Source organism: Streptomyces sp. NPDC020965 (genome assembly GCF_044333555.1).
In the GTDB taxonomy this organism is placed as follows: domain Bacteria; phylum Actinomycetota; class Actinomycetes; order Streptomycetales; family Streptomycetaceae; genus Streptomyces.
On the sequence record NZ_JBIRRE010000016.1, the window covers coordinates 58,735 to 81,939 of the forward strand.

Genomic DNA, 23,205 nt, shown 5'->3' on the forward strand with positions numbered 1-23,205 from the left:
TCCTGAAAGATCTACTGTCATCAGCAGAAGTGCCCTTTCACTGAAGACGCGTTAAGGAATACTGTTGATCGATGTGCAGCGACTTCGCGTCCTGCGGGCCGTGGCGGAACACGGCAGCCTCAGTCGGGCGGCGGTGGCCCTGCGCCTCACCCCTTCGGCCGTCTCCCAACACGTGGCCGCGTTGGAGCGGGCCCTCGGCGCCCAGGTCGTGACCCGGAGCACGCGCGGAGTCACCCTCACTCGGGCCGGCCGGATCATGGTCGGCGCGGCGGAATCGGTCGCCGCGGAGCTGGAGCACGCGAAGCGGGAGGTCGACCGGCTCGGGACCGGCCACACCCGGCTCACCGTCGCGACGTTCACCAGCGGCGGCAGGTTCCTGCTGCCCGGCGCCCTCGCCCGGCTGACGGCCGCCCACCCCGACACCGTGCTCCATGTACGGGAGGGCGAGCCCGAGGAGAGTCTGCCGCTGGTCCGCCGGGGGGCCGTCGACCTCGCACTCGCCTACCACTTCGACGGACCGCTGCCCGGCCGGCCGGGCAGGCACCCCACGATCGAGTGGACCGCCCTCCTGGACGACCCTCTGCGCGTCGTCCTGCCCGACGGGCACCGGCTGGCGGGCCGCGCCACGCTCGACCTCGCCGAACTGGCGACCGAGCCCTGGGTGCTCGGCTGCCTCAGGACGGAGGCGTATCTGCGCCGTTACGCCGAGCGGGCCGGCTTCACCCCGGAGATACGCGGCACGACCACCGACTACTTCTTCGCGCGCTCGCTCGTCGCCGCGGGTATGGGCATCTCCCTGATCCCCTCCATCGCGCTGGTCCCGGATGCGCCGGGTGTGCGCATCGTCCCGATCGAGGCGCCGGGGCCGGTTCGGCACATCGGCGTCGCGACGATCGGCCGCCGCCACGACCACCCGTCACTGGGGACCCTGGTCCAGGCTCTTCAAGAGCAGGCGGCGGCACGCGACGAAGGATGACCCCGGTCCTGGTGTGATCCCGGATCCGCTTCCGGGGCCCGACGCCCCGCGCCCCGGAACTGCCTGCCCTGCCCTGCCCTGCCCACCGCCTGCCTGCCTGCCTGCCTGCCGCTCAGGTGAGGAGGGAGGCCGCCGAGTGGGTCGCCCCCGCGGCAGGACATCCGTGCGTCGGCGGCGTGAGTGCGCCGATCGCGCGGCCCGCCGCCCGTCATGGCTCCACCACGATCTTGCGGCCACGACCGGCCTTGAAGTGCTCGATGGCCTGGGGATACTGATCGAGAGGGAGCCGGTCGCTGATGAAGACGGCCGGGTCCAGGATGCCGTCAGCGAAGAGTGCGGCGGCCCGCTCGTAGCTGTGGAGCACGGCCATGGAACCGGTGATGGTGATCTCCTGGTGGTAGATCCGGTAGGGCTCGATGACCGCGGTCGTGGCGGAGTCGGCGACCCCGAACTGGAGGAAGGTGCCGCCCTTGGCGACGCGGCCCAGACCGTCCTGGATGGCGGACGCGTTCCCGGTGGCGTCGATGACGATGTCCCAGCCACCCGGCCGGTCCAGTTCGTCCGCGTGGGCCGCGGCACCGGAGACGCCCAGCAGGCGGGCGGTGGCGAGCCGCGCCGGATTGATGTCGAGAACGTCGACGCGGGCCGCTCCGGTGCGTTTGCCCAGCTCCAGCATCATCAGACCCATCGTTCCCGAGCCGTAGACCAGCACATCCGCGCCGAGGGAGCCCTTCAGCACGTCGTATCCGCGGATCGCGCAGGAGAGGGGTTCGATGAGCGGGGCGTCGTGTGGATCGACATGATCGGGCAGGAGGACGCAGTTGGCCACCGGTGCGAGGGCGTAGTCGGCGGCGCCCCCGGCCACGGTCACCCCGATCGCCGCCCAGCGGTCGCACAGGTTGCCGCGTCCCGCCCGGCAGTACCGGCATTCGTGGCAGGAGAGGGAGGGGTCGACCGCGACCCGGTCGCCCAGGGCCAGCTCAGTCACCTCCGTACCGAGTCCCACTACCTCGCCGGCGAACTCATGCCCGGGGACGATGGGCAAGGTCGGGGCGAACTCGCCCTGGAGGATGTGCAGATCGGTCCCGCACAGTCCGCAGGCGGCGACCTCCACGACCACCTCGCGTGGCCCCGGGACCGGGTCGGGGACGGTGCTGAGGACGACGCTGCCCGGTGCCTCGATGACCGCTGCCCTCATTTGACCGCTCCCAGGGAAAGGCCCTGGACGAGTCGGTCCTGGGCGGCGAAACCGGCGGCGAGCACCGGCAGGGACACGACGACCGAGGCGGCGCACAGTTGGGCGAGGAAGAGGCCCTGGCTGGTGACGAAGCCGGTCAGGTAGACAGGGGCCGTCTGGGCGGTCACCGAGGTGAGCACCCGCGCGAAAAGCAATTCGTTCCAACTGAAGATGAAGCAGATCAGCGCGGTGGCCGCGATGCCGGGCGCAGCGATGGGCGCCACGACACGGGTGAGGACGGTCGGTAGTCCGGCCCCGTCCACCCGGGCCGCTTCGATGATGGAGACCGGTACGTCCGCGAGGAAGGACTGGAGCATCCAGACCGCGATCGGCAGGTTCATCGAGGTGTAGAGGATGACCAGGAGCCAGATGTTGTCCAGCATCCCGGCGTTCTTGGCGAACAGGTAGACCGGCAGCAGCCCCGCCACCACGGGCAGCATCTTGGTGGACAGGAAGAAGAACATGACATCTCTCCACCGGCGGACCGGCCGTACCGAGAGTGCGTACGCGGCGGGGAGCGCCAACACCAGGACGCACAGCGTGGCGACGAGACTCGCCGTGGCCGAGTTGATCAGTGGTGGCCAGGGGGTCGCGCCGTCCCCGCCGTCGAAGAACGCACGGTAGCCGTCCAGGGTCAGGGGCGCTCCGATGTCGGGCGGGCTGGTCGCGGCGTCGGACTCGGCGCGCAGCGAGGTGAGCACCATCCACAGGGCCGGCAGGCAGAAAACGACTCCGACCCCCCAGGCCAGCAGGGCGAGCGCGGTGGCGCGCCGATTCTTGCCACGGGCGGTACCAGATCGGGGCGGGGTGCGGAGCAGCGGACGCCTCGGGGGTGCCGTCGGGGTGGTCATGGGTGCTTCATCCCTTCGTGGCGGCTTCTTGAAAGAGGGACGAAGCAACCCGCAGGGCGAAGGTCGCGATCACGATCGTGCCGATCACGACCAGGACTCCGGCTGCCGAGGCCAGTCCGTACTCGTGGGCCTGGTAGAAGGTCTGGTAGACGGTGTAGGGGAGGTTGGCGGTGCCCAGCCCGCCGGAGGTGAGGGTGAAGACCGCGTCGAAGTTCTGCACGATGTGGATCGAGCCCAGCAGGACACCGAGTTCGAGGTAGCGCCGGAGATGCGGCAGGGTCAGATAGCGGAACGTCTGCCATGCGCTCGCTCCGTCCAGCCGGGCCGCCTCCATCATCTCAGCGGGCCGGCTCTGCAATCCGGCGAGCAGGATCAGCATCATGAACGGGGTCCACTGCCAGACCAGTGACGCCTCCACCGCGATCAGCGGCATCGAGGAGATCCAGTCGGTCCGGGTCGGAGTGTCGTCGCCGAAGAGTCCGCTGAACCAGGTCCAGGCTCCGTTGAACAGTCCGTACTCCGGGTTGTAGAGGGCGTGCTTCCACAGCAGTGCGGCGGAGACGGGGACGATGAGGAACGGGGTGATGAGGAGTGTGCGCACCAGACCGCGGCCGAAGAAGGCGCGGTCCAGCAGCAGGGCGAGCAGGAGTCCCAGCACCAGGCTGACCACCACCACCGTCGTGGTGAGCAGGGCCGTGGTGAGGACCGATTCCCGCAGCGCGGGGTCGCGGGCGACGGTGGTGTAGTTGGCGAACCAGGCGAAGTTCCGGTCGTCGGGGGCCAGGGAGTTCCAGTCGAGGAGTGAGATCACCAGAGTCGCCACGAAGGGAAGTTGGGTGACCGCGACCAGAAAGACCAGGGCGGGTAGCAGTGGTGCCCGGGTGGCCCAGGCACGCGGGCCGCCCGCCCTGGCTCTGGGAGCGCCGGGCGGCTCGGGGACCGCCCGTAGGGGCGCGCTCGGCTCGGCGGTCATTTCCGGTACTCCTCGGCGACGTTCTCCGCCAACTTCTGGGAGCTCCGCAGGGCTGCACCGACGGACTGACGGCCCGCGATGGCGGCACTGATCTCCTGCGAGACCTTGGTGCCGAGGTCGGTGAACTCCGGGATTCCGACGAACTGGATACCGGGCGCGGGGCGCGGTTGGGTGCCCGGATTCTTCGGGTCCGCACCCTCGATGGCGCTCTGGGTGACGGCCGCGAAGGCTGCCGCGTCGCGGAGGTAGGCGGGATTGCGATAGGTGGAGGCTCGTTTGCCGGCAGGTACGTTGGCCCAGCCGATCTCCGTGCCGACCAGCTCCTCGTACTTCTTGCTGGAGGCCCAGGAAATGAACTTCCAGGCGTTGCCGGGGTTCTGGGAAGCCTTCTGCATACCCCAGGCCCAGGTGTAGAGCCAGCCGGAGCTCTTGGTGCGGTCGACGGGTGCCGGGGCGTAGCCGATCTTCCCCTTCACCGGGGAGTTCTCGGCCTCCAGGGATCCTGCGGCGGCCGTGGCGTCGTACCAGATGGCGGTCTTGCCCTGCATGAGGTTGTTGAGGCACTCCGCGTAGCCGGACTGTGCGGCGCCGGCCTGTCCGTGCGCGCGCACCAGATCGACGTAGAACGTGGTGGCCCTGGTGAACTCCGGTGAGGTGAGCTGGGGTTTCCAGTCCTGGTCGAACCAGGTGCCGCCCATGGTGTTGACGACGGTGGTGAGCGGGGCGACGAGCTCACCCCAGCCGGGCAGACCGCGCAGGCATATGCCTCGCCTACCGTCACGAACGCTGTCGGCCTTCGCTGCGAGGTCGGCGACCTGTCGCCAGGTCGGCTTCCTGGGCATCGTCAGCCCCCGCGCGGCGAAGACGTCCTTGCGGTACATCAGGAAGGACGACTCGCCGTAGAAGGGTTGGGCGTAGAGCTTGCCGTCCTCGGCGGTGAGGGAGGTGGTCAGCGGCGGAAGGATGTCCTTCTGGTCGAAGGGCGAGTCGTTGGCGACGTAGTCGTCCAGCGGACGGAGCCACTGGTTCTTCGCGTAGATGGGGACTTCGTAGTTGCTGATGGTGGCGATGTCGTACTGACCGGCCTGGTTGGCGAAGTCCTGGCTGATCCTGTCCCGTACGTCGTTCTCCGGGAGGACCGTGAAGTTGACCTCGATGCCGGTCTCCCGGGTGAAGTGGTCTGCGGTGAGCCTCCGTAACTCGATCATCTGCGGGTTGTTCACCATGAGGACATCGAGGGTGTTGGGGCCGGAGGAGCCACCGCCCGCCCCGGTGTATCCGCATCCCACGACCAGCGTCAGCATGACGAGCACCAGTCCGATACGGGTACACCGTTCGTCCGCGTCCACTGCATCGCTCCCGGAATGGGTGGGATTTCGGCGGCTGTTCGGGCCCATGAGTTGTTTGTACAACTCGCCGACCTGCTGTGGCCAGACACCTCATGGCGGGAATGCTGTCCGATCGCGCCCGCTTCGTACCAGCCGTAACTGCTGGTCAGTGGGCCGGCGGGAGCGGAGCTGGCCCGTCCGGTTGCCCACGGGGGATGTGGGGGAAGCCCGTTCCCCGCCCGTTCGGCCGATGACCGCGGTCACACGGACCTTGTGACGGTTCTCGGCCGCACTGGCGCACGACCGTCGTATCCGTCGTGGTCGCATGCCTCCCGCCCGGGGGGACGCGGAGAATATGTCCGTTACATGGATCCGACCGAGCGTTCCTCCGAGAAGAGAGAGGTGTGGACCGTGGACGCGGACCGCCGCAGGCATGAGATTCTCACCGTCGCCCGGCGCGACGGGATGGTCTCCGTCACCGTCATCGCACAGGGGTTGGCGGTGTCCCCGGAGACAGTACGGCGGGACCTGCGGGCCCTGGAGGCACTCGGGTTGGTTCGGCGGGTGCAGGGCGGCGCCTATCCGGTGGAGAGCGCCGGGTTCGAGACCAATCTCGCGACCCGCACCCGTCAGTACGTACCGCAGAAGGCGCGGATCGCGGCGGCGGCGGCCGATCTGCTCGGGGAGGCCGAGACGGTCTTCATCGACGAGGGCTTCACTCCTCAACTGGTTGCCGAGGCGCTGCCCGAGGATCGCCCACTGACCGTCATCACCGCCTCACTTACCACCGCGAACGGCCTGGCCCGCCGGGAGACGGCGCAGGTGATCCTCCTCGGCGGACGGGTACGCGGTGGCACGATGGCGACCGTCGATCACTGGGCTACGGAGATGCTCGCCGGTCTCGTGATCGACCTCGCATACATCGGCGCCAACGGCATCTCGCGTGAGTACGGGCTCACCACGCCTGACCCCGCGGTCGGCGCCGTGAAGGCGCGGGCGATCCGGTCGGCACGGCGCCATGTCCTCATCGGGATCCATACGAAGTTCGGGGCCGTGAGCTTCTACCGTTTCGCCGAACCCTCCCAGTTCGACAGCATCGTCACGGACACCGCGCTGCCCGCGGCCGAGGCCCAGCGTTACGCGTTGCTGGGGCCCCAGGTCATCCGGGTGTGAAGGGGTGTTCCAGGGCCCGCGGACCCCAGCCGTTGCCACCGGCGCGATCGGTGGTACGCCGCAGTCAACTCCCGCTGGATCCGTCCCCACTTCCGAGTACGTTGATCAGTGACATCGCGCCCCGGTGGGGATTCGCCTCCCATACCAGCTTCACCCGTAGTTTCCGTGCCGCCTTCGGTCTGCTGCCCCGCGATTGCCGCCATCGGGCAGGTGACTCCATGACGAGTGAACATGGCGCTCAGCGCTAACGCGGTGGACCGGGTCCACCACGCATCATGAAATCGCTCCAGGCCGCTCGGTCCTGGGTGAGGTCGTGCGGAGAGCCCGGAGGCCATGACGGCGGACTCCGGTGCGCCGCCTGGGGGGACACGTCACACCGGGCAAGGCCGCCCTCGAAGGGGAGGGGAGGAAGCGGCCACGCGATCCGCGGCTCGTGACGACCGCCGTGACGACCGCCACGGGTTCCTCCTGCGGCGGGCCGAAGACCTGAGGCGATCCGCTGAACGCAGGCCGCACGGGCCATCGCCCCCCAGTGACCATCCGCACCCATGGGGTCGGCAGCTCTCCGAGGCGCCCAGCCGCCCCGAACCCGAGCGCGCCCTCACACACAAGAGAAGGGAAGTCTGTGACATATAGTCACATACTGAGACGTTACTGGGTCATCGGTACCTGCCTCACACTCGCCGGCGCGCTGCTGCTTGAGGCAGGAACACCGGACGGTGCCATCGCGGCCGAGAGACCGACCCCGCCACGGCCCACCGGGAAGCCGGTGGCCGGAGACGACACCACGGCCGCGATCCTGCAGGCCCGGCTCCGGGGCAAGCGTGTCGAGGCCATCGGTGAACGCACCGAGACCCGCACGGTGTGGGCGAACCCCGACGGAACGCTCACCGAGGACCGGGCGGCCGGGCCCATCCGCTTCCGTACGAAGGGCGGTTCCTGGTCCTCGGTCGATGTCGGGCTGGTCAAGCGGGCGGACGGGCGAGTCGGGTCCAAGGCCCATCCGCTCGGGCTCACGCTTGCCGGCGCCACTCCTGGGCGGACCGACGCGGCGGCCACCCGTCGTTTGAAGGCCGCCTCGCCGGTCGCCGCCTCGGTTCCGCTGGTCTCGCTGACCAGCGGTAAGGGCCGGCAGGTGGAGCTCGGTTGGCGGGGCGCACTGCCCGCGCCGCGTGTCGACGGCAACCAGGCGACCTACCGCGATGCCCTGCCGCACGCCGACCTCGTGGTGGACGCCACCCGGACCGGCTTCGAGCAGTTCCTGAAGCTCCGCTCCCGTAAGGCCGTGAGCCAGGCGGGCACCCTGCGGATGACCCTCAGCGCCGAGGGGCTGACCGCGAAGCCCGCCAAGGGTGGCGGGGTGACCTTCACCGACAAGAAGACGGGCAGGGCCGCGGGCACCATGCCCGCCCCCGTCATGTGGGACACCCGTAAGAACCGACGGACCGGCGAGCACACCCACCGCGCCCCCGTGGCCATGACCTTCGTCCAGCACGGCGACCAGGTCGATCTGACCCTGCGGCCCAGCGCGGCGTTCCTGGCCGACCCGGCGACGGCCTTCCCGGTCACCGTCGACCCCTCGGTGAACCTGGCGACCACCTTCACCACCTTCGTCCAGGAGGGCTACACCACCGACCAGTCCACGGCGCAGGACCTGAGAATCGGCTACAACGGTTCCCAGGTGGCCCGCTCCTTCCTGCGCTTCGACACCCAGCCGGTGAAGAACCAGCAGATCACGGCGGCCACGCTGAAGCTGTGGAACAGCTCCTCGACCACGATGTTCTGCGGGGCGTCCCCCTGGGAGGTCTGGGACACCAACAACGTCAGCACTGCCACCCGCTGGACCGCCCAGCCGAACTGGAACCGCAAGTGGGCGACCTCCACCCAGACCAAGGGCTCCGTCACCGGCTGCGCAGCCGGCTGGGTCACCGCCAATGTGAAGACTCTTGTGCAGGCGTGGGCCACCAACCCGCACGCCGAGAACATCATGGGCATCCGGGCGACGCACGAGGCGAACCCGCTCGGCTGGAAGAAGTTCCACTCACGCAACGCCGCGAGTAACGTCCCGGTGCTCTCCGTCACGTACAACACGCTCCCGGCCACGGCGACCGGCGTCGCGTTGAGTCCGTCCTCGTACAACCCGTTCAACCAGTGGACCTACGCCACCTCGGTGACGCCCACGTTCTCCGCCAAGGTCACCGATCCTGAGGGCGCTCCCGTGAAGGCGCAGTTCGAGGTCGTGGGAGAGCCAGCCGCGGACGGGACCGTCTACAACTGGATCGGCACCAGCGGGGCGGTCGCCTCCGGCGCCACGGCCAAGCTGACCCTGCCGACCGCGAACAAGCTCCGCGCCGGACCGCACCGGGTGCGGGTGCGCGCCCATGACGGCCTGGTGTACGGGCCGTGGAGCGCGTACACCACGTTCGGGGTCAACGTCGTACGTCCCGCGAGCCCGTCGGTGAGCTGCCCCGGTCTCGCCCAGGACCAGTGGAACAATGTCCCACCGGGCGAGGTCACCTGCACCTTCACCACCACCTCCACTGATGGGCGCGGCTTCCTCTGGGGTCTGAACGACCCCACGACCGCCCAGGCGGTGAACGACCCGACCGGCAGCAGCGGCAGGCCGCAGACGGTAAGGGTCACCGTCACCAACGGCTGGCACACCCTGTACATCCGCACGGTGGACTCCGGCGGACTGCTCTCCGGTGTGGTCGCGTACCAGTTCGGCGTGGGCACCAGGCCCCCCGTCCTGTTGGTGCCCGACACCCCCGGATCGCTCCAGGAAGGCGGCACGGACACCGCGGCACCACTGCTCTCCGGCGTGGTCACGGCCGGCAGCCGGGATGTGCTGAACGCGGAGTTCGCGCTCTTCGACGCCGCGGGCAGCGCACTGCCCGGTCTGACGCTGCCGCCGGCCGGTGCCGAGAGTGGCAACCGGGTCGCCACGACGGTCCCCGCGGGCACACTCACCGCGGGCACCTCGTACCAATGGGCCATGCGTGCCTGCACCGACACGGCGTGCTCCCCGTGGACCACCAAGCGGACCTTCGTCGCCAAAACCCCGGTGACCGCGCCGGTCCCGCAGACCCAATCGGTCACCCTCTCCGGCGCCGCGCTCGTGGACGCCACTGCCCCGGTCGGCGCCCAGGACTGCGGAGGCACGCCGTGCGCCGCCGTCCAGGACGACCACCTTCTGGTCGGCACCCCGGACGGGATCTCCTGGCGCACCTGGTTCAAGCCGGACCTGACGGCCATACCGCCCGGCGCCAGGATCACCAACGCCCGACTGAAGCTCCACCGCGTGGACTGCGCGGATGGCGAGACATGCGAGGAGCCCGCCGCCACGCTGCACGATCTCGCGGACCCGTGGGGCCCGCAGCAGAGCGGCCAGGACCTGGCCGCCGCCACCAGCGAGGCCGCCTACGAGGCAGACGACGAGCTGCCCACGCCCCTCCCCGGACTCAATCTCGGCTCACTGATCGACGCCTGGCGCTCCGGGGACGAGAACCACGGGCTGAGCCTCCGCTCCGGTGACGAGACGACCCCCGCCCCCGGCGTGGTCTACCACTCCTCACGCACCACGGAGCCGGCCAAGCGTCCCCAGCTGGTCATCGACTACATCGCGGCGGTCGCCCCGGGCGCCGCCGAGGACATCAAGACCGTGGCAGCCGACGGCGGCCTTCTGGCCACCTGGAACACCCCGGCCGACACCGGTTCGTCCGACGGCGCCCTGACCTACACCGTGGTCGCCCACCAGGGTGCCACCGAGGTCTTCCGCACCACCACGCCGAAGAACCGGGTCACCGTGCCCGGTCTCACCAACGGCGCCGACCACACCATCACGATCACCGCCGCCTCCCCCTACGGCACCTCGCCGGCAGTGGTCACCGCCCCGGTGAAGCCGCAGGCCCTGGCCGACCGCGACACCTACACCCAGGCCGTACGGGACTACGCCGCCGCCCGGGCCGGCCTCCTCAAGGGCACCTACACCACGCTGGACCAGGCCACGGCGTCCTCCCCGCACGGCGCGAAGTTCCGCGCGCTCCTCGCCGAGCAGGCCCCGGAGCTGAACCGCCAACGCGAGGCGTTCGCCCGGCACAACCGCCACTACTCCTCCGTCACCACCACCTTCAATGACCTGCTCGTCGGACCCGGCCCGAACGGCACCGTCGTCGTCCGCGGCCGGATCACCGAACGGTCGGTCCTCACCCACACCAACGGCAGCGAGGAACCGGAAGAGGGCGAACTGCCCGGCCGTTTCGTCTTCGACCAGGGCATCCTGCGCGTCGAGGCCGACGACGACGCCGTCGAGACCACCATGCCCCAGGACGAGGCCGCGGTGCGGGCCGCGCACCTGGCGGAGCCCGAGACGGTGAGCATCGACGACGTCCCCCCGGTCGAGGAGGACCCCCCGCTGGTCGAGTTGGACAGCGACGGCATGATCCCCGTCAACGCCGAACCGATCGCCGAGCCACCCGCCCGCGCCGCCCCCGACCGCCGCGGCACCGTGCGCTGGGCCCTGCAAAACCTTTACATCGACGAGGACTACGACCAGGACTGCACGAACTTCGTCTCCAAGGCACTCAACAGGGGCGGCAAGATGAAGATCCGCCGGGGCGGCCGGCAAAACCCCTCCCGCTGGTTCCGCAACAACATCGGTACGACCCGTCGAGACAGCCTCACCTGGTCCGTAACCCAGAATCACCGCGACCACCTCAAGAAGCACCGGGCGGGCAAGGAGATCTCCCAGCGCAGCGCCCGCCAAGGCGATGTCATCTTCGCCTACTACAAGAACCTCAGGCGGTGGAACCACGCGGGTATCGTCTGGACGGTGCACACAGGTCAGATCAACATCCTTCAGCACGGCAGCAGCAACTCCACCACGCTCAGCAAGTGGCTGAGGACTGGGAACATCAGCAAGGTGAGCATCGTCCGTCCCGGAAAACGCAGTTGAGCAAGCGGCTGTTACATCCGGAGCTCTCCGCAGCGATACGGTGGCATGGGTCGTGTGACGGCCCGGAGGAGCCCCGAGAAGCCTGCTGAAATCTTGTCGTGGGGCCAACCGGCAGAGGCCGGTTGGCCCCCTTCGCCCTGACCCGGCCGGGCCGAGGGTGCGACGTTCCCGGGCGACGTGGAGAGCGTTACGGGTCAGGAACTGTGGTCCCCACATCACGGGGACGCCCCCTTGTTCGCCCCGCGCCGGAGACGGTGACGCTGGGTTCCCGCACGCGCGGGCGGGCTGAGTCGACGGGTGGCTGCACGCTCATCTTCCACAGGGGGCTCGTCCGTTGAGGTAGCCGTGGAGACCGTTCAGCAGAGGTTCACCGCCCCAACGGCGGACTCTCCGGATGGGGTGGCGGCCCCCCGAGGGTGGGGCGAGGCGTGCTGAGCAGCAGGGGATCGCGCCAGTGCGGCGCCCCTCGGGCACCGCACTGACCGGGTGCACTCGCGGGCCGATGGCGAGGGATGGGCCGCCGTCGACGTCAGCGGATCCGGTGCGCGACACCGTCTCCCGCCACCGCCGGTCGACGACCGTCCGTTTCTCCTTGGCCATGGGCGGCGGCATGGCATTCTTGGCGCTCTTCGTGTGCTGCTGACGCGACATACACGGGGCGTGGACGAGACTGCCCGTGGGGGCGGAAAAGGGGAACGGCGTGGAAGTGCCGTCTGTGCGCAATCGGTTCTCGGGCCGGGCGGGCACCGTCATGCAGACCGGCCAGGTCCACGGGAACATCCACCTCTATGACCGGCCTCCTCGCGGTGTCGCTCGTGAACGGTCCCGGCGATGGGCCGCGTTGGTCTCCGCGGCTGATGCCCTGGCCGATGCCGTGGAGAAGGAATGGGCTCAGGCGGCGCGTGACAGAAGGCTCTTTCCCGCGGTCGAGGTGCGCTGGGTCTGGCGTCGTCGCCCACCGCGATCGCCCGCCGCCGGATACCCCTTCGAACCCTTGCCCGGCACTGTCTGCCCGGACTCTCCCGCCACGGCCGAGGGGGGCGAAATGGCCGACCTCCTCGATGTGTACGCGGGATCGCGCTCCGGTCGACTCATCGTCCTCGGCTCCGCCGGAAGCGGAAAGTCCGCGGCCGCGATCCTCACCGTGCTCAATGCCCTCAAGCGCCGGTGTGCATTAGCCCACGAAGACGAGCGCGCCCATTTCCCCGTGCCCGTGCTGCTGACCATCACGGGCTGGGAGCACGACCGTCAGCATCTCAAGGACTGGCTGGTGGACCAGTTGGAGACGCGGTACGCATTCCTTCGCCGACGTGCCTTCGGGCGCGACGCGGCCCGGCGCCTGGTCGAGGACGGCAGGATCGCGTTATTCCTGGACGGTTTTGATGAAATGGCGCCACCGCTGGGCAAGGCCGCCCTCGAAGCGATCGACCACAGCGCGACCTACCGGGTGGTGATTCTCTCGCGGCCCGAGAAATTCGACCTCGCCCGGGCCGGACATCTCATGGGGGCAGCCGAAATCTCCCTGTTGCCCGTGCGCCCGGAAGACGCGCTGGCCTACGTACGGCGCTGTCACGGCACGTCCGTACCCGAGCCGTGGGATCAGTTGATCGCACATCTGGCCGAACAGCCGCACAGTGAGCTGTCCCGCGCTCTTGGCTCACCGCTGACGCTATCGCTGGTCCACGATGCCTTTGTCGACCCCACCGTGCGTGAGCTCCTCGCCGTCGGCAGGTTCACCCGGAGCGAGGACATTCTGGTCGATCTGCTGAAGCGGCTCGTGGAGCGTGCTTACCGGCCGGATCCAGGCCCTTCTCTCGTCCGGTACGAGTCGGCGGACTCCCGGCGCTGGCTCGGTTTCCTCGCGGCCGGAATGGGGCGTCGAGGCGACTACGGATTGGATTGGCGCCGTCTGCACTACTGGGCGTCGCCGTTTCCGCGCATCGCGGCCATCGCGGCCTGCGGAGCCGTTATCGGCTCACTCTGCGGTGCCCTGATTTTCGGTCCGGGCGCATACCGGGCCATGGGCAACACGGGCCCGTGGTTCGGCGCCCAGCACGTCGGCTTTCAGGGGCTGTTGTTCGGGCTGCTGGTGGGAATCGTCTCCGAATTCCGTGACCCCTGTTCCTCCCGGCTCCGGCGGTTTCTCACCCGCGGGGCGCCACACCGCAGATCCAACCCTGCGGTCGGACTGCTCGTCGGTGTCGCGGTGATGCTCACGGTCGGCAATCAGACGCACTACGTCTGGGGTCTGGCAGCCGGGCTCACCGTCGGCCTCATGGCCGCGCTCGACGCGGCACGCGTCCACCCCGACCGGGGACGGACAGTGTGGTCCCGGCTGAAGGCCCTGGTCTCACGCGTGGCACTGGGCACGGGATGTGCGGCGGGAACGGCTATCGGCCTCGCCTACGGGTTCACCAAGAACCTCGGCTACGGACTCAGCGCGGGGATCGTCGGCACCCTGGCCTTCGGCGCGATGGCCGGAGCGGCCCGGTTCTCCTGCGACACGGACACGCCCACCGACCCCGATACCGCGTGGAGCCGAGACCTGCGAAGCGCCGTCACCTTCGGCGTGGCGACCGGCCTCTGCCTCGGGCTGGCCTTCGGCTACGGCAACGCCCGGGTGGCCGGCTGGGGCGCCGGACTGATCACCGGCCTCGGCCATGCCCTCCCCATCGGCCTCGCCGCCACCGCCGCCGTGTCCGACAGCCTGCGGACCGCCTTGGTCTTCCTCCAACTCCGCGGCCGCGGCCTCTTCCCGGTGCGGGGCATGCGATTCCTCGGCGACGCCCACCGTCGCGGCATCCTGCGTTCGGAAGGGAACAGCTACCAGTTCCGTCACGCCCGGCTCCAGGACAAGCTGGCATCGGACCACGAGAAGGCCGTCCACCACGGATCGGTCGGCGCGCCCGGTCGCGCCTCCGACCGAAGTTGACCGGGGCGGTCGCGTCGGTGGCGGTGTCCCCCGAATCCGCCACCCGGGCGATCAGCCGCACCTCCGCCCCGGTCGGGGTCCCGGTCGCCTGGACCGGGCGTTCCCTGCGCTTCGGCCTCGCCTCCGCGGGCCGGTTGAAGGGGAAGGACACCGTCGCCATCGCCGGCCAGGACGGCTGGAGCGATGGGGGCCTACGGTGTGATCACCGAGGCCGGGGATCCGGATCGCATGACGTGGTCGACGTGTATGCCGCGCGCGATGAAGCGCCCGTTCTCGACATTGGCGCCGATGGCCACCGGGGCGAGTGAGTTCCCGTCCGGGAGTCCGGCGTAGTACAGGCCGGGGATCGCCCCGAGGATGCCCTTTCGCTGAAGGGGCGCGCCATGGTCATCGAGTAGGCGCGCTGGAAGGATCCGGTAGTCCGGCCCGAATCCGGTGCACCAGATGATCGAGGTGATGCCCTGGCGGGCCAGGTCGAGGCTGTCTCCGTAAGGGGAGATGCGGTCCATGTCGACGCCGGGTGCCGGGCGCTGTTCCGGCACCGGGTAACCCCGCTCCCGTATACCGGTGTCAATGGTGTCGATCACCTGCCGGAACGAACGGGCGGACGCCTCGGCGATGGCGACGACGTTGTCCTCAAGGAGCAGGGTCTGGCCGTTCGCCGCGCGTGCGGAACCGACGAGAACGACTCCCTTCCCGGCGAGTGTGCCGAGGTTGAGATCGCCGCTGCCGTCCTTGACGGCCGCCACCGGCAGGCCGGGCAGCACCTCCGTCGAGGTGCCCGCGCCGATGCCCGCCCTGACGTACTCCTCGTCCAGGGCGAAGACGAACATCCATTCATGGAGGCTGCGGCCCCGATAATGGCGTGGCCACGCGCCGTGCCGGCCGACCGACAGGAATACACCGCGCCCGGCGTCCGCCAGTTCGTCGGCGATCTGCTGTCCGCTGATTCCCGCGCCCACCACCAGGACGGCGCCGTCCGGCAAGGACTCGGAATTGCGGTAGTGGTGCGAATGCATCTGTGTGACGGACGGGTCGATATCGGCCGCGAGGGCGGGGACGCGCGGTGCGGCGTATCCCCCCACCGCCACGACGAGGTTGCGGGATTCGATGGAACCGCCGTCGGACAGATGGGCCCTGAATCGCACCTCATCGCGGTCGGAGGCGTCCGGCGGGCATTCGACCTCCCGGACGGCCGTGTGCTGCCTTACCTGAAGATCCCGCTTCTCCGCATAGCAGCGCAGATGGCGGGCGAGTTCACGGCCCGGCATGAAACCGTCGGGATCGTCGCCGTCGTACTCCCAACCGGGAAACCGGACCGAGCGATTTCCGCTCCCCACCAGCAGGCTGTCCCACCGCTCACGCCCCCATGCCTGGCCGATCTCCCCCCGTTCCAGAACAACGGATTCACGGCCCAACTCCTGCAGCGACGCGGCCACCCCGCACCCCTGCTGGCCGGCGCCGATGATGACGGTCTCCGCGTATTCGACCTCTGACACGATCGATCCTCCCTGCCGAATGGATGAGTACTCGGAGCTTGCATAGTGAAGTTGACTTGATGTCAACTGGACGCGTGATGCGACGAGGTGTCTCCATCGGCGAAGCTGCGGCGCTGTACGGCCTCGCGGTGTCCACGGTGCGGTGGTGGGAGCAGCAGGGCGTGCTCGACCCACCCGCCCGCGTCGGCGGCAAGCGGCTGTACGACGAGGCCGGACTCCGCAGGATCGGTCTCGCCTATCTGTGCTGTGTGGTGGGGCGGATGCCGCTGGACCAGGCAGCCGTCGTCACCTCGGGAAAGGTCCCGCTCAATACCTGGCAGCACACCATCGACGAGCAGATGGAGCTGCTGGAGCAGCGGATCAGGCAATCGGAGGCCGCCCTGGAGTACCTCCGCCATCTCCGGCTCTGTGAGGACGACGACATCGTGCGGCACTGTCCCGTCCTGGAGTCCGAACTGTCCGCGCACACCCCGCGCGGGCGTGTCCCCGGTGCCGATCTCATCACCGCGGCTCGCGCCGCCCGGGACGGTGGGGCGCGGTGGGAGGGGACGGCGGCCCGTGACGAAACCCTGGTGAAGCATCCGCCGGGTGACGAAAGGCCGGGTGTCAAAGTGCCGGCGTGCTGCCCCGGTTGCCGGGGGTCGGTCGTGCCGTCCTCCCGTGGCCGGCCCCGTACCTACTGTTCGGCCGCCTGCCGCCAACGCGCGTACCGGTCACGGCGTGGTGGCACGTCCGTTCCGACTCCCGAAGGGTCCGACCGTTCATGACCTCTCGTCGTGCTCGCGCTGCTCACCACCGCCGTGACGACGACTCCGCAAGCCACGAGGCAGGACTCCACCTCCGAGGGTCGCTCATGCGGCTGAAGCACATCACGTCAGCCACATGCTCCACACCTGAAACAGCTCCTGGCTGGGTCGGGGCTGGCGTGGTGGCCTGCGAAGGCCCTGTCTCCAGCCCCCGGCCCTGCTTCATGCCAGCACTCGTCCGAGGAAGCCGCGCAGGTAACCCGCGACGACGTCCAGGTGGCTCTCCAGCAGGAAGTGACCGCCGTTGATCAGGTGCACTTCCGCGTCCTTGGCGTCGCGGGCGAAGGCCCGCGCCCCCCGCCGGGCCGAAGATTTCATCGTTACGGCCCCAGACCGAGAGCATGGCCAGCGGGAGCACGGCGCCGATCACCGGCCGGAGTCCGCCCTGGTCGACCAGGCGGCCGAGGGCTTCGAGCGTCAACCGGCTCGCCGGCCCGGATCGTGCGGCCGAGGTCGGCGCGGGCCCGCTCGTCGGCGGCGGAACGGGGCCGGTCACCACACCCCGCTGCGTCGATGGTGGCCACCGCGTAGCCGCCCGCCGCGGCGTGCCGGGCTCGGGCCACCAGCCGGGACGCCCCCTTGGGCAGACCGTTGTTGTGGGCCATCAGGATCAGCGGAGCCGGTGCGCGCTGAGGCGTCCACAAGGTGCCGGGGATCTCGCCGAGGGTGAACTCGCGCTCGATGACACCGCCCTGGAGGCGCTGTTGAGACGTGAATTGCATGGCTGCGCCTTTCGGGGGTGCTCGCGAACGGCGCTCCCGGACGACCTATCGCCCGACCGTGACCCCGGAGGGGAGCAGCCATGTCGACACTGCGTTCACGGGCACCACCTCCTCCTCGTCTCGCACGGCCTCCGGCAAAGTAGCAGTGGGCGCCGTGGTCCGCCAGCGTAGGCGCGCCACCACAGCGGGTCCGATGGCCTACGACGGGCTGGGGGCCCTGGGCCCCATGAACTCAGGGGGTGGCCGGTGATGCGCCGCCAGTGACCCACTCCTCGACGTCCTCTTCGGCACCAGTCGCCGACCGGGCGGCCCCCATCGCTGCGGGGCCGCCGTCAGCCACGACCCGCCGACCGTCTCCGAGCGGCCTACGACGAACGGAGGACCCCTCCGCCTCGCTCCCGGTCCTGTCCGGAACGGCCGGACGGGTCGACGGCACCGCCGCCCTTCACCTCATCGGCGCGACTCCACCATCCCTGTCCCCGGGGGCCCCGCCTGGTGTCCTGGGTCTCCGGCCACCAGCCCAGAGAGACCCGCTACCCGATTCTCACATCACAAACCCGACGGTCGGGGTGCAAAATAGGCGATATAGCTCTACGTCGATGGCGGCGGGCCGGTTGAGGCGGTGGTCCGACGGGTTCGTCCGGCTGTACGGGCGTGAGGCGTCGACCGGGCCGTCTCGCGTCTTCCGCTCCCGTGCGGGTGAGGAGGTGGGCAGTGGCAGCGCAGGGCAGCTCCGGCATCGGGGACGAGCCGATGCCGCGGTCCCCCGCAGCCCGGCACCCCGCGCCGACGGAGGCCGCCACCCCCTCGCCGCGTGGCCATGAGGCCGCCACCGGCGATGCCCCCACCCGGGCCGGGACCGCGAAGGCGCAGGAGACGGGCGAAGCTCCGGGCACGGGCGGGGCACCCGCCACGGCGGGCTACCCAGCCGGGATCCGGTCCGCGCAGCCCACCCTCCGCGAGAGCGTCATCCGGCTCCTGAGCTGCCCCGACGCGGATACCCTGCTGGCCACCGCAATCGATGTGGCGCTCGTGGGCATCGCCCCGGACGCGGGGGCGGTCTTCATCGCCGACGAGGACGGCTGGCTCCGCCTCGCCGGGCACCGGGGCGTGCACACGGAGATCATCGAGCGGTTCCCCGTGGTCGCCCCGGACTCCACGCTGCCACTGGCCATCGCTGTACGGGAACGGCGGACCGTCTACGGCACGGCCGAGGAACTCATGGTGCGGTACCCCGACCTCGGCGACATGCTGAACGTCGCCATGGAGTACGTGGTGCTGCCCCTGCTCGTCGACGACCGGTGCCTCGGCGGGCTCGTCGTACGGTTCCACCGGTCCAGCAGGCTCAGCCCCGATGACGATCAACTGCTTGCCATGGTGGCCGACGTGTTCGCGCACCGGCTGGAGCACCTCCTCGTACTGGAGCAGTCGGAGCAGCCCGCCGAGACGGCGGCCGATTCCGCCGCGGGCCGGTTGAGCCGCCGCACCCGGCTGGAACTCGCCATGTCGAGCGGGAACATCGGCGCCTTCGAGTGGGACATCGACACGGACACGGTCGCCTGGGACGAACGCACGGTCAAACTGTTCGGCATCCGGTCCGAAGAGTTCGACTCACGCATCTCGACCTTCCAGAAGGCCATCCACCCGGACGACCGGGCTACCGTGGCCCAGGCCATGGAGGAGAGCCTGGAGACCGGCGAGTACCACGTCGTCTGCCGGGCCGTCTGGCCCGACGGCAGTCATCACTGGCTGGAGGCGAAGGGCACCGTCGAACTCTCAGCGGCTGATGAGTCCCGGACCATGATCGGCGTGGTCTGGGACATCACTGAGCAACGGGAACGTGCGGCCCGCCGCGAGACCCGCAGGGAGTTCGTCCTCAGTGTGACCAGCGCCTTCGCCGCGGCACTGACGACCGAGGACGTCCTTGACGCCATGACGGGCACCGTCCTGCCCGAACTGGGCGCACAGGCCATCGCCATCCACATCGAGCACGAGGGACGCCTCCTGCTCACGGGCGCGGCTGGCTACCCCGAGGAGACCATGGAACGGCTCCGACTCTTCGGCGTGGAGGACGACGGCCCGATGGCCACCGCCCTGCGCACAGGAGAGCCCCTCTTCTTCCGCACCCGTGAGGAGTACCTCCGGCGCTTCCCCGATCCTGCGGTGCGGCCCGCCCAGAAGCACATGGCCCTGGTGATCCTGCCGCTGACCTCAGCCGACGGCACGATCGGCACCTGCCTGATCTCGTACGAGGGGGCGCACGCCTTCGGCCCCGACGACCAGATCATCATCGCCGCCGTCGGCGGCCTCCTCGCCCAGTCGCTGGCCCGCGCCCGGCTCTCCGACGTCTACCGGCACCGGATGACCGAACTTCAGGAGCTGATGATGCCGCGCGCGCTGGGCCGGCTACCCGGCTTCGAGATCGCCGCCCGCTACCTCCCCGCCGCCGAGGGGATGCAGGTCGGGGGCGACTGGTTCGACATGATGCCGCGCCAGGACGGCGGCGCCTCGTTCGTCATCGGCGACGTCCAGGGCCACAGCGCACAGGCCGCCGGGGTCATGGGACAGCTCCGCACCGCTCTGCGGGCACACTCATCGGACGGCTACCGGGCCGAGCACCTGATGGCACGCGGAAATCAGACGCTGTGGGGCCTGGACACCGAGCGATTCGCCACCTGTTGCATCGTCGACGTGGCCCCGCCCGCCGGGCAGCTCCGGATCGTACGGGCCGGTCACCCCAGCCCACTCCAGTCCGGGCCCGACGGAACCGTGCACGAACTGGACGTACCCGGCGCACTCCCCCTCGGCTACGCCCCTGACGACGGCTACCCGGTCTTCCACGGACAGCTCCGGCCCGGCGAGGCCCTGCTGCTCTACACGGACGGGCTGGTGGACCGCCCCGACCGACCGTACGACCAGGCCGTGGCCGCAGTGTCCACCGCCTTCGGCCAGTGGATGCGCCATGCCAGCGACACCCGCGCCGCCGACTCCGACGGCTCCGCCGATCTGGAGGAACTCGCCGACCTCCTCATCTCAGGCACATTCACCCACCCCGGATACGACGATGTGGCGATCCTGCTGATCCGCCGCGCACTCCAGCCGTAGCGATCGATGAGCGCCCACCGGAGCACCGCGGCCGGGCGGACGACATACCGTCCGGCCGCTGCGACCTTGGTCTGGGCTGTGGTCCGGGGTCTGAACGTCGACGTCATCGTTCTCCCCCAGCAGCACGGGCCCATCTCCCTCGGCCCCGCTGTTCCCCCCGGCGGACGGCGAAAGGTGTCCTGAGGCGGATGCACCTGGTTCACCGGCGCCTTCTAAGCTCTGGCCCATGACGACAACACATACCTACGACGTCACGGTCGAGTGGACGGGCAACCTCGGATCGGGCACGGACAGTTACCGTTCCTTCAGCCGGGATCATGAGGTGCTGGCCGAGGGCAAGGCCGGGATCGCCGCCTCCTCAGATCCCGCGTTCCGCGGCGATCCGGCGCGCTGGAATCCTGAGGAGTTGCTCGTGGCCTCCGTCGCCCAGTGCCACATGCTCTGGTATCTCCACCTCTGTGCTGTCGGCGGGGTCACCGTCACCGACTACGAGGACCACGCCCATGGAGTCATGACCATGGACAAGGGCGGCGAAGGCGGCCGCATCACCGAGGTCGTCCTGCGCCCCGAGGTGACGGTGGCCGACGCGTCGATGGTGAAGAACGCCCGCTCGCTCCACGGTGACGTGCCCGCCGTGTGCTTCATCGCCCGCTCGGTGAACTTCCCCATCACCCACGCACCCGTGATCCGGGTCCAGGAGAACTGAGCGGCGTTCGGCACCACCCGGCTCACAGGGCAGGCCGACCAACGCCCCACCACGCACTTCCTAGGGGAGGCGGGCCAGCAAGTGGGCGTCGAGGAAGCCCCGCTCGGAGGCCGGGTCATGGAGCAGTCGGGCGAAGGTGACGAGCCCGGCCCCGGCCAGCAGCTCGGCGAACCGGTCCGCCGGCCAACTGTAGGCGGGCGTCACCTTGTGGTCGAAGCGGACCGGCTCGGTCCCCTCGGTCCCGTAGAACGAGACCAGGAGCAGGCCACCCGGTGCCAGGACACGCACCTGCTCGGCGAGGAGCGCGGGGAGTTCCTCAGGCGGGGTGTGGATCATCGAGTAGTGGGCCAGCACTCCGCCGAGCGTGCCGTCCTCGACGGGGAGGGCCTCCATGCGCGCCTCGTCGAACCGCAGCGCCGGCTGGGTTCGCCGGGCGTGGTCGACCATGGCCGGGGAGAGGTCAACCCCGAAGGCTTCCAGCCCCAGGTCGTGCAGCATGGCTGTCAGATGTCCAGGCCCGCAGCCGACGTCGGCCACCCGCGGGTTTCCCGTTCCGCGCACCAGCTCGGCAAAAGTCCTGATCATGTTCCGCGCGATCGGCTGCGTCTCCAGCCGATCAGCGAACATCGATGCATACACCTCGACGATCCCGTCGTAGGCCACCCTGGTCTCATGCTGGTGCTCCGTCACGGGACGAAGTTAACACCCCCGGTTGGCAGTTGCTCTCCGACCCCGTGTCGAATCCCGCACTCGTCGTAGCAGGCTCGCCCCACTGCGATGACAAGACCACCACCCGGCTCCGCGACGGGACCAGCAGGGCCTGGAGCAACGCTACAGGACGAGGCGGAGCGCCTTGTCGGATGCACCGTTGACGTCCAGTTCGCGCATGCCGATGTTCATCGAAGGGTCACTCGCAACATCGGGGCACCAGTCGAAGACCGAGTGAGGCACATCATTCGGGTACGGACCGCTCCACTGCCTGCCGTCGACCGCGAACGCGAACCGGTGCCCGGTCTACAACCACCCGTGGCCGTGGCAGGTCGAGTTGTGTCATACGGCCGGCCCAACGCGCGCCCTGTCACGGGGATCTCCGCAGCCCGGACCCGACCTGTCCGAAAAACCGGGTTCCCGGGGGCCGGGGGACGGACGACGCCTTCCGGGGATTGCTATGTGCACCAGACCATCGTGACTACGCATCGAGATCTGGCGGCCTCGGCCGCGCCCTCCGCAGCCGGCTCACACTCCGCGCCAGAGATTGGCGAAGGCGGCGCTCTCGATGGAGCGCCTCTGGCGTACGGCCTCCAGCTCCATCACGGCATCATGGACAGCGGCCACCACGGCAGTCACCGCCTCGTCAGCGAGGCCGGGCTCGTCGTCGGATCGTTCGGCGCCGATGCCCACGGCCGCGGCGAGGGCGCTCAGGACGGGTTCCCTCTCCTCCCAGCGGGAGACCGCCAGGCGGCGTGCGGGCGTGTCGACCGGTTCCACACGTCGCGGACCGAAGGGCGATCCGCCGCTTCTCCTGCGGGTCAGTTCGCCGTCCTCCTCCAGTGCGGCCTGGTACGCGGCCGACAGGTCCCGGCCCCGACGCCACAGCCAGTCCTCGATCCGCTCGTAGGGCGTCTGCCGGATGAGTCCTGCCGCGGCCTCGGTCGCGAGCCGATCGTCCAGTGCCGGCGGCGCATCCGGCACGATGCGGTCGTCGTCCACGGCGACCGTCCCCGCACCGATGAGATCGATCAGTTCGGCTCCCGCGAGTGCGAGCGACAGGTCGCCCTGTCCCACGGAACACTCCGCCCCCGGGTCCATGGCGATGATGAACAAGTCTTTCGCCGTGGTCATGAACGGCTCCCCTCATAGACATCGGCAAAGGCGCTTCCTCGCCGCCCGGCCCACACCCTGGGGCCTGCGCGGCTGCGGAGCGGGTGTCACGATCAGTATCG

14 protein-coding genes and 2 pseudogenes are annotated in these 23,205 nt (G+C 69.6%); 7 read left to right on the plus strand and 9 right to left on the minus strand.

Features of this window, described 5'->3' with window-relative positions:
- Positions 1 to 64 precede the first annotated feature (64 nt).
- Positions 65 to 976 carry a LysR family transcriptional regulator gene (locus tag ACH4S7_RS33830; RefSeq protein WP_398525220.1) on the plus strand — a complete coding sequence of 304 codons (912 nt, stop codon included), beginning with the start codon at positions 65 to 67 and terminating at the stop codon, positions 974 to 976.
- 208 nt (positions 977 to 1,184) lie between these two features.
- Here the strand turns inward: ACH4S7_RS33830 and ACH4S7_RS33835 are convergent, their stop codons facing one another.
- From ACH4S7_RS33835 to ACH4S7_RS33850, 4 genes are read right to left on the minus strand one after another with little or no spacing between them, the layout of a single operon-like run.
- On the minus strand, positions 1,185 to 2,174 hold the full coding sequence (locus ACH4S7_RS33835) for a zinc-dependent alcohol dehydrogenase family protein (protein ID WP_398525221.1): 990 nt from the start codon (positions 2,172 to 2,174) through the stop codon (positions 1,185 to 1,187).
- Positions 2,171 to 3,064 (minus strand): carbohydrate ABC transporter permease, encoded by an 894-nt coding sequence (locus tag ACH4S7_RS33840; RefSeq protein ID WP_398525222.1) that lies wholly within the window; start codon positions 3,062 to 3,064, stop codon positions 2,171 to 2,173. Before ACH4S7_RS33840 ends, ACH4S7_RS33835 begins: the two co-directional genes overlap by 4 nt.
- Positions 3,065 to 3,071: 7 nt before the next feature.
- Positions 3,072 to 4,037 (minus strand): carbohydrate ABC transporter permease, encoded by a 966-nt coding sequence (locus ACH4S7_RS33845; RefSeq protein WP_398525223.1) that lies wholly within the window; start codon positions 4,035 to 4,037, stop codon positions 3,072 to 3,074.
- Positions 4,034 to 5,341: an ABC transporter substrate-binding protein gene (locus tag ACH4S7_RS33850; RefSeq protein ID WP_398525306.1), complete on the minus strand. Its 1,308-nt coding sequence runs from the start codon at positions 5,339 to 5,341 to the stop codon at positions 4,034 to 4,036. The genes ACH4S7_RS33845 and ACH4S7_RS33850 overlap by 4 nt, the downstream gene beginning before the upstream one ends.
- A gap of 435 nt (positions 5,342 to 5,776) precedes the next feature.
- On the opposite strand from ACH4S7_RS33850, the gene ACH4S7_RS33855 reads away from it, so the two are divergent.
- The 3 genes from ACH4S7_RS33855 to ACH4S7_RS33865 all read left to right on the plus strand — a co-directional run bounded on the left by ACH4S7_RS33855 (position 5,777) and on the right by ACH4S7_RS33865 (position 14,424).
- On the plus strand, positions 5,777 to 6,538 hold the full coding sequence (locus ACH4S7_RS33855; protein WP_398525307.1) for a DeoR/GlpR family DNA-binding transcription regulator: 762 nt from the start codon (positions 5,777 to 5,779) through the stop codon (positions 6,536 to 6,538).
- Between the two features lie 625 nt (positions 6,539 to 7,163).
- Entirely contained in the window at positions 7,164 to 11,492 is a 4,329-nt protein-coding gene (locus tag ACH4S7_RS33860; RefSeq protein WP_398525224.1) for a DNRLRE domain-containing protein, read from the plus strand.
- 1,045 nt (positions 11,493 to 12,537) lie between these two features.
- A complete protein-coding gene (locus ACH4S7_RS33865; protein ID WP_398525225.1) occupies positions 12,538 to 14,424 on the plus strand; it encodes an NACHT domain-containing protein in 1,887 nt (628 codons plus the stop codon).
- 191 nt (positions 14,425 to 14,615) lie between these two features.
- Here the strand turns inward: ACH4S7_RS33865 and ACH4S7_RS33870 are convergent, their stop codons facing one another.
- Complete coding sequence (locus ACH4S7_RS33870) at positions 14,616 to 15,923, minus strand: flavin-containing monooxygenase (protein WP_398525226.1); 1,308 nt, start codon at positions 15,921 to 15,923, stop codon at positions 14,616 to 14,618.
- A gap of 59 nt (positions 15,924 to 15,982) precedes the next feature.
- On the opposite strand from ACH4S7_RS33870, the gene ACH4S7_RS33875 reads away from it, so the two are divergent.
- Positions 15,983 to 16,690: a MerR family transcriptional regulator gene (locus ACH4S7_RS33875; RefSeq protein ID WP_398525227.1), complete on the plus strand. Its 708-nt coding sequence runs from the start codon at positions 15,983 to 15,985 to the stop codon at positions 16,688 to 16,690.
- A gap of 201 nt (positions 16,691 to 16,891) precedes the next feature.
- Here ACH4S7_RS33875 and ACH4S7_RS33880 read toward each other — a convergent pair.
- A pseudogene (locus ACH4S7_RS33880) lies at positions 16,892 to 17,072 on the minus strand (alpha/beta fold hydrolase); the annotation flags it as partial.
- A gap of 73 nt (positions 17,073 to 17,145) precedes the next feature.
- Positions 17,146 to 17,451, minus strand: a pseudogene (locus tag ACH4S7_RS33885) (alpha/beta hydrolase); the annotation flags it as partial.
- 714 nt (positions 17,452 to 18,165) lie between these two features.
- Between ACH4S7_RS33885 and ACH4S7_RS33890 the strand changes: the two are divergent.
- Both ACH4S7_RS33890 and ACH4S7_RS33895 read left to right on the plus strand, forming a co-directional pair.
- Positions 18,166 to 20,556 (plus strand): SpoIIE family protein phosphatase, encoded by a 2,391-nt coding sequence (locus ACH4S7_RS33890; RefSeq protein WP_398525228.1) that lies wholly within the window; start codon positions 18,166 to 18,168, stop codon positions 20,554 to 20,556.
- Positions 20,557 to 20,782: 226 nt separating this feature from the next.
- A complete protein-coding gene (locus tag ACH4S7_RS33895; RefSeq protein ID WP_398525229.1) occupies positions 20,783 to 21,262 on the plus strand; it encodes an OsmC family protein in 480 nt (159 codons plus the stop codon).
- A 60-nt stretch (positions 21,263 to 21,322) separates the two neighbouring features.
- Here the strand turns inward: ACH4S7_RS33895 and ACH4S7_RS33900 are convergent, their stop codons facing one another.
- Positions 21,323 to 21,952 (minus strand): class I SAM-dependent methyltransferase, encoded by a 630-nt coding sequence (locus ACH4S7_RS33900; protein WP_398525230.1) that lies wholly within the window; start codon positions 21,950 to 21,952, stop codon positions 21,323 to 21,325.
- 546 nt (positions 21,953 to 22,498) lie between these two features.
- A complete protein-coding gene (locus ACH4S7_RS33905; protein WP_398525231.1) occupies positions 22,499 to 23,104 on the minus strand; it encodes a GPP34 family phosphoprotein in 606 nt (201 codons plus the stop codon).
- Positions 23,105 to 23,205 lie beyond the last annotated feature (101 nt).

Excerpts from the sequence above, each read along its gene's own strand:
- ACH4S7_RS33875 (WP_398525227.1), top strand. The coding sequence starts at position 15,983 with ATGTCAACTGGACGCGTGATGCGACGAGGTGTCTCCATCGGCGAAGCT.
- ACH4S7_RS33840 (WP_398525222.1), bottom strand. The coding sequence starts at position 3,064 with ATGACCACCCCGACGGCACCCCCGAGGCGTCCGCTGCTCCGCACCCCG.
- ACH4S7_RS33850 (WP_398525306.1), bottom strand. The coding sequence starts at position 5,341 with ATGCTGACGCTGGTCGTGGGATGCGGATACACCGGGGCGGGCGGTGGC.
- ACH4S7_RS33895 (WP_398525229.1), top strand. The coding sequence starts at position 20,783 with ATGACGACAACACATACCTACGACGTCACGGTCGAGTGGACGGGCAAC.
- ACH4S7_RS33865 (WP_398525225.1), top strand. The coding sequence starts at position 12,538 with ATGGCCGACCTCCTCGATGTGTACGCGGGATCGCGCTCCGGTCGACTC.
- ACH4S7_RS33905 (WP_398525231.1), bottom strand. The coding sequence starts at position 23,104 with ATGACCACGGCGAAAGACTTGTTCATCATCGCCATGGACCCGGGGGCG.
- ACH4S7_RS33835 (WP_398525221.1), bottom strand. The coding sequence starts at position 2,174 with ATGAGGGCAGCGGTCATCGAGGCACCGGGCAGCGTCGTCCTCAGCACC.
- ACH4S7_RS33845 (WP_398525223.1), bottom strand. The coding sequence starts at position 4,037 with ATGACCGCCGAGCCGAGCGCGCCCCTACGGGCGGTCCCCGAGCCGCCC.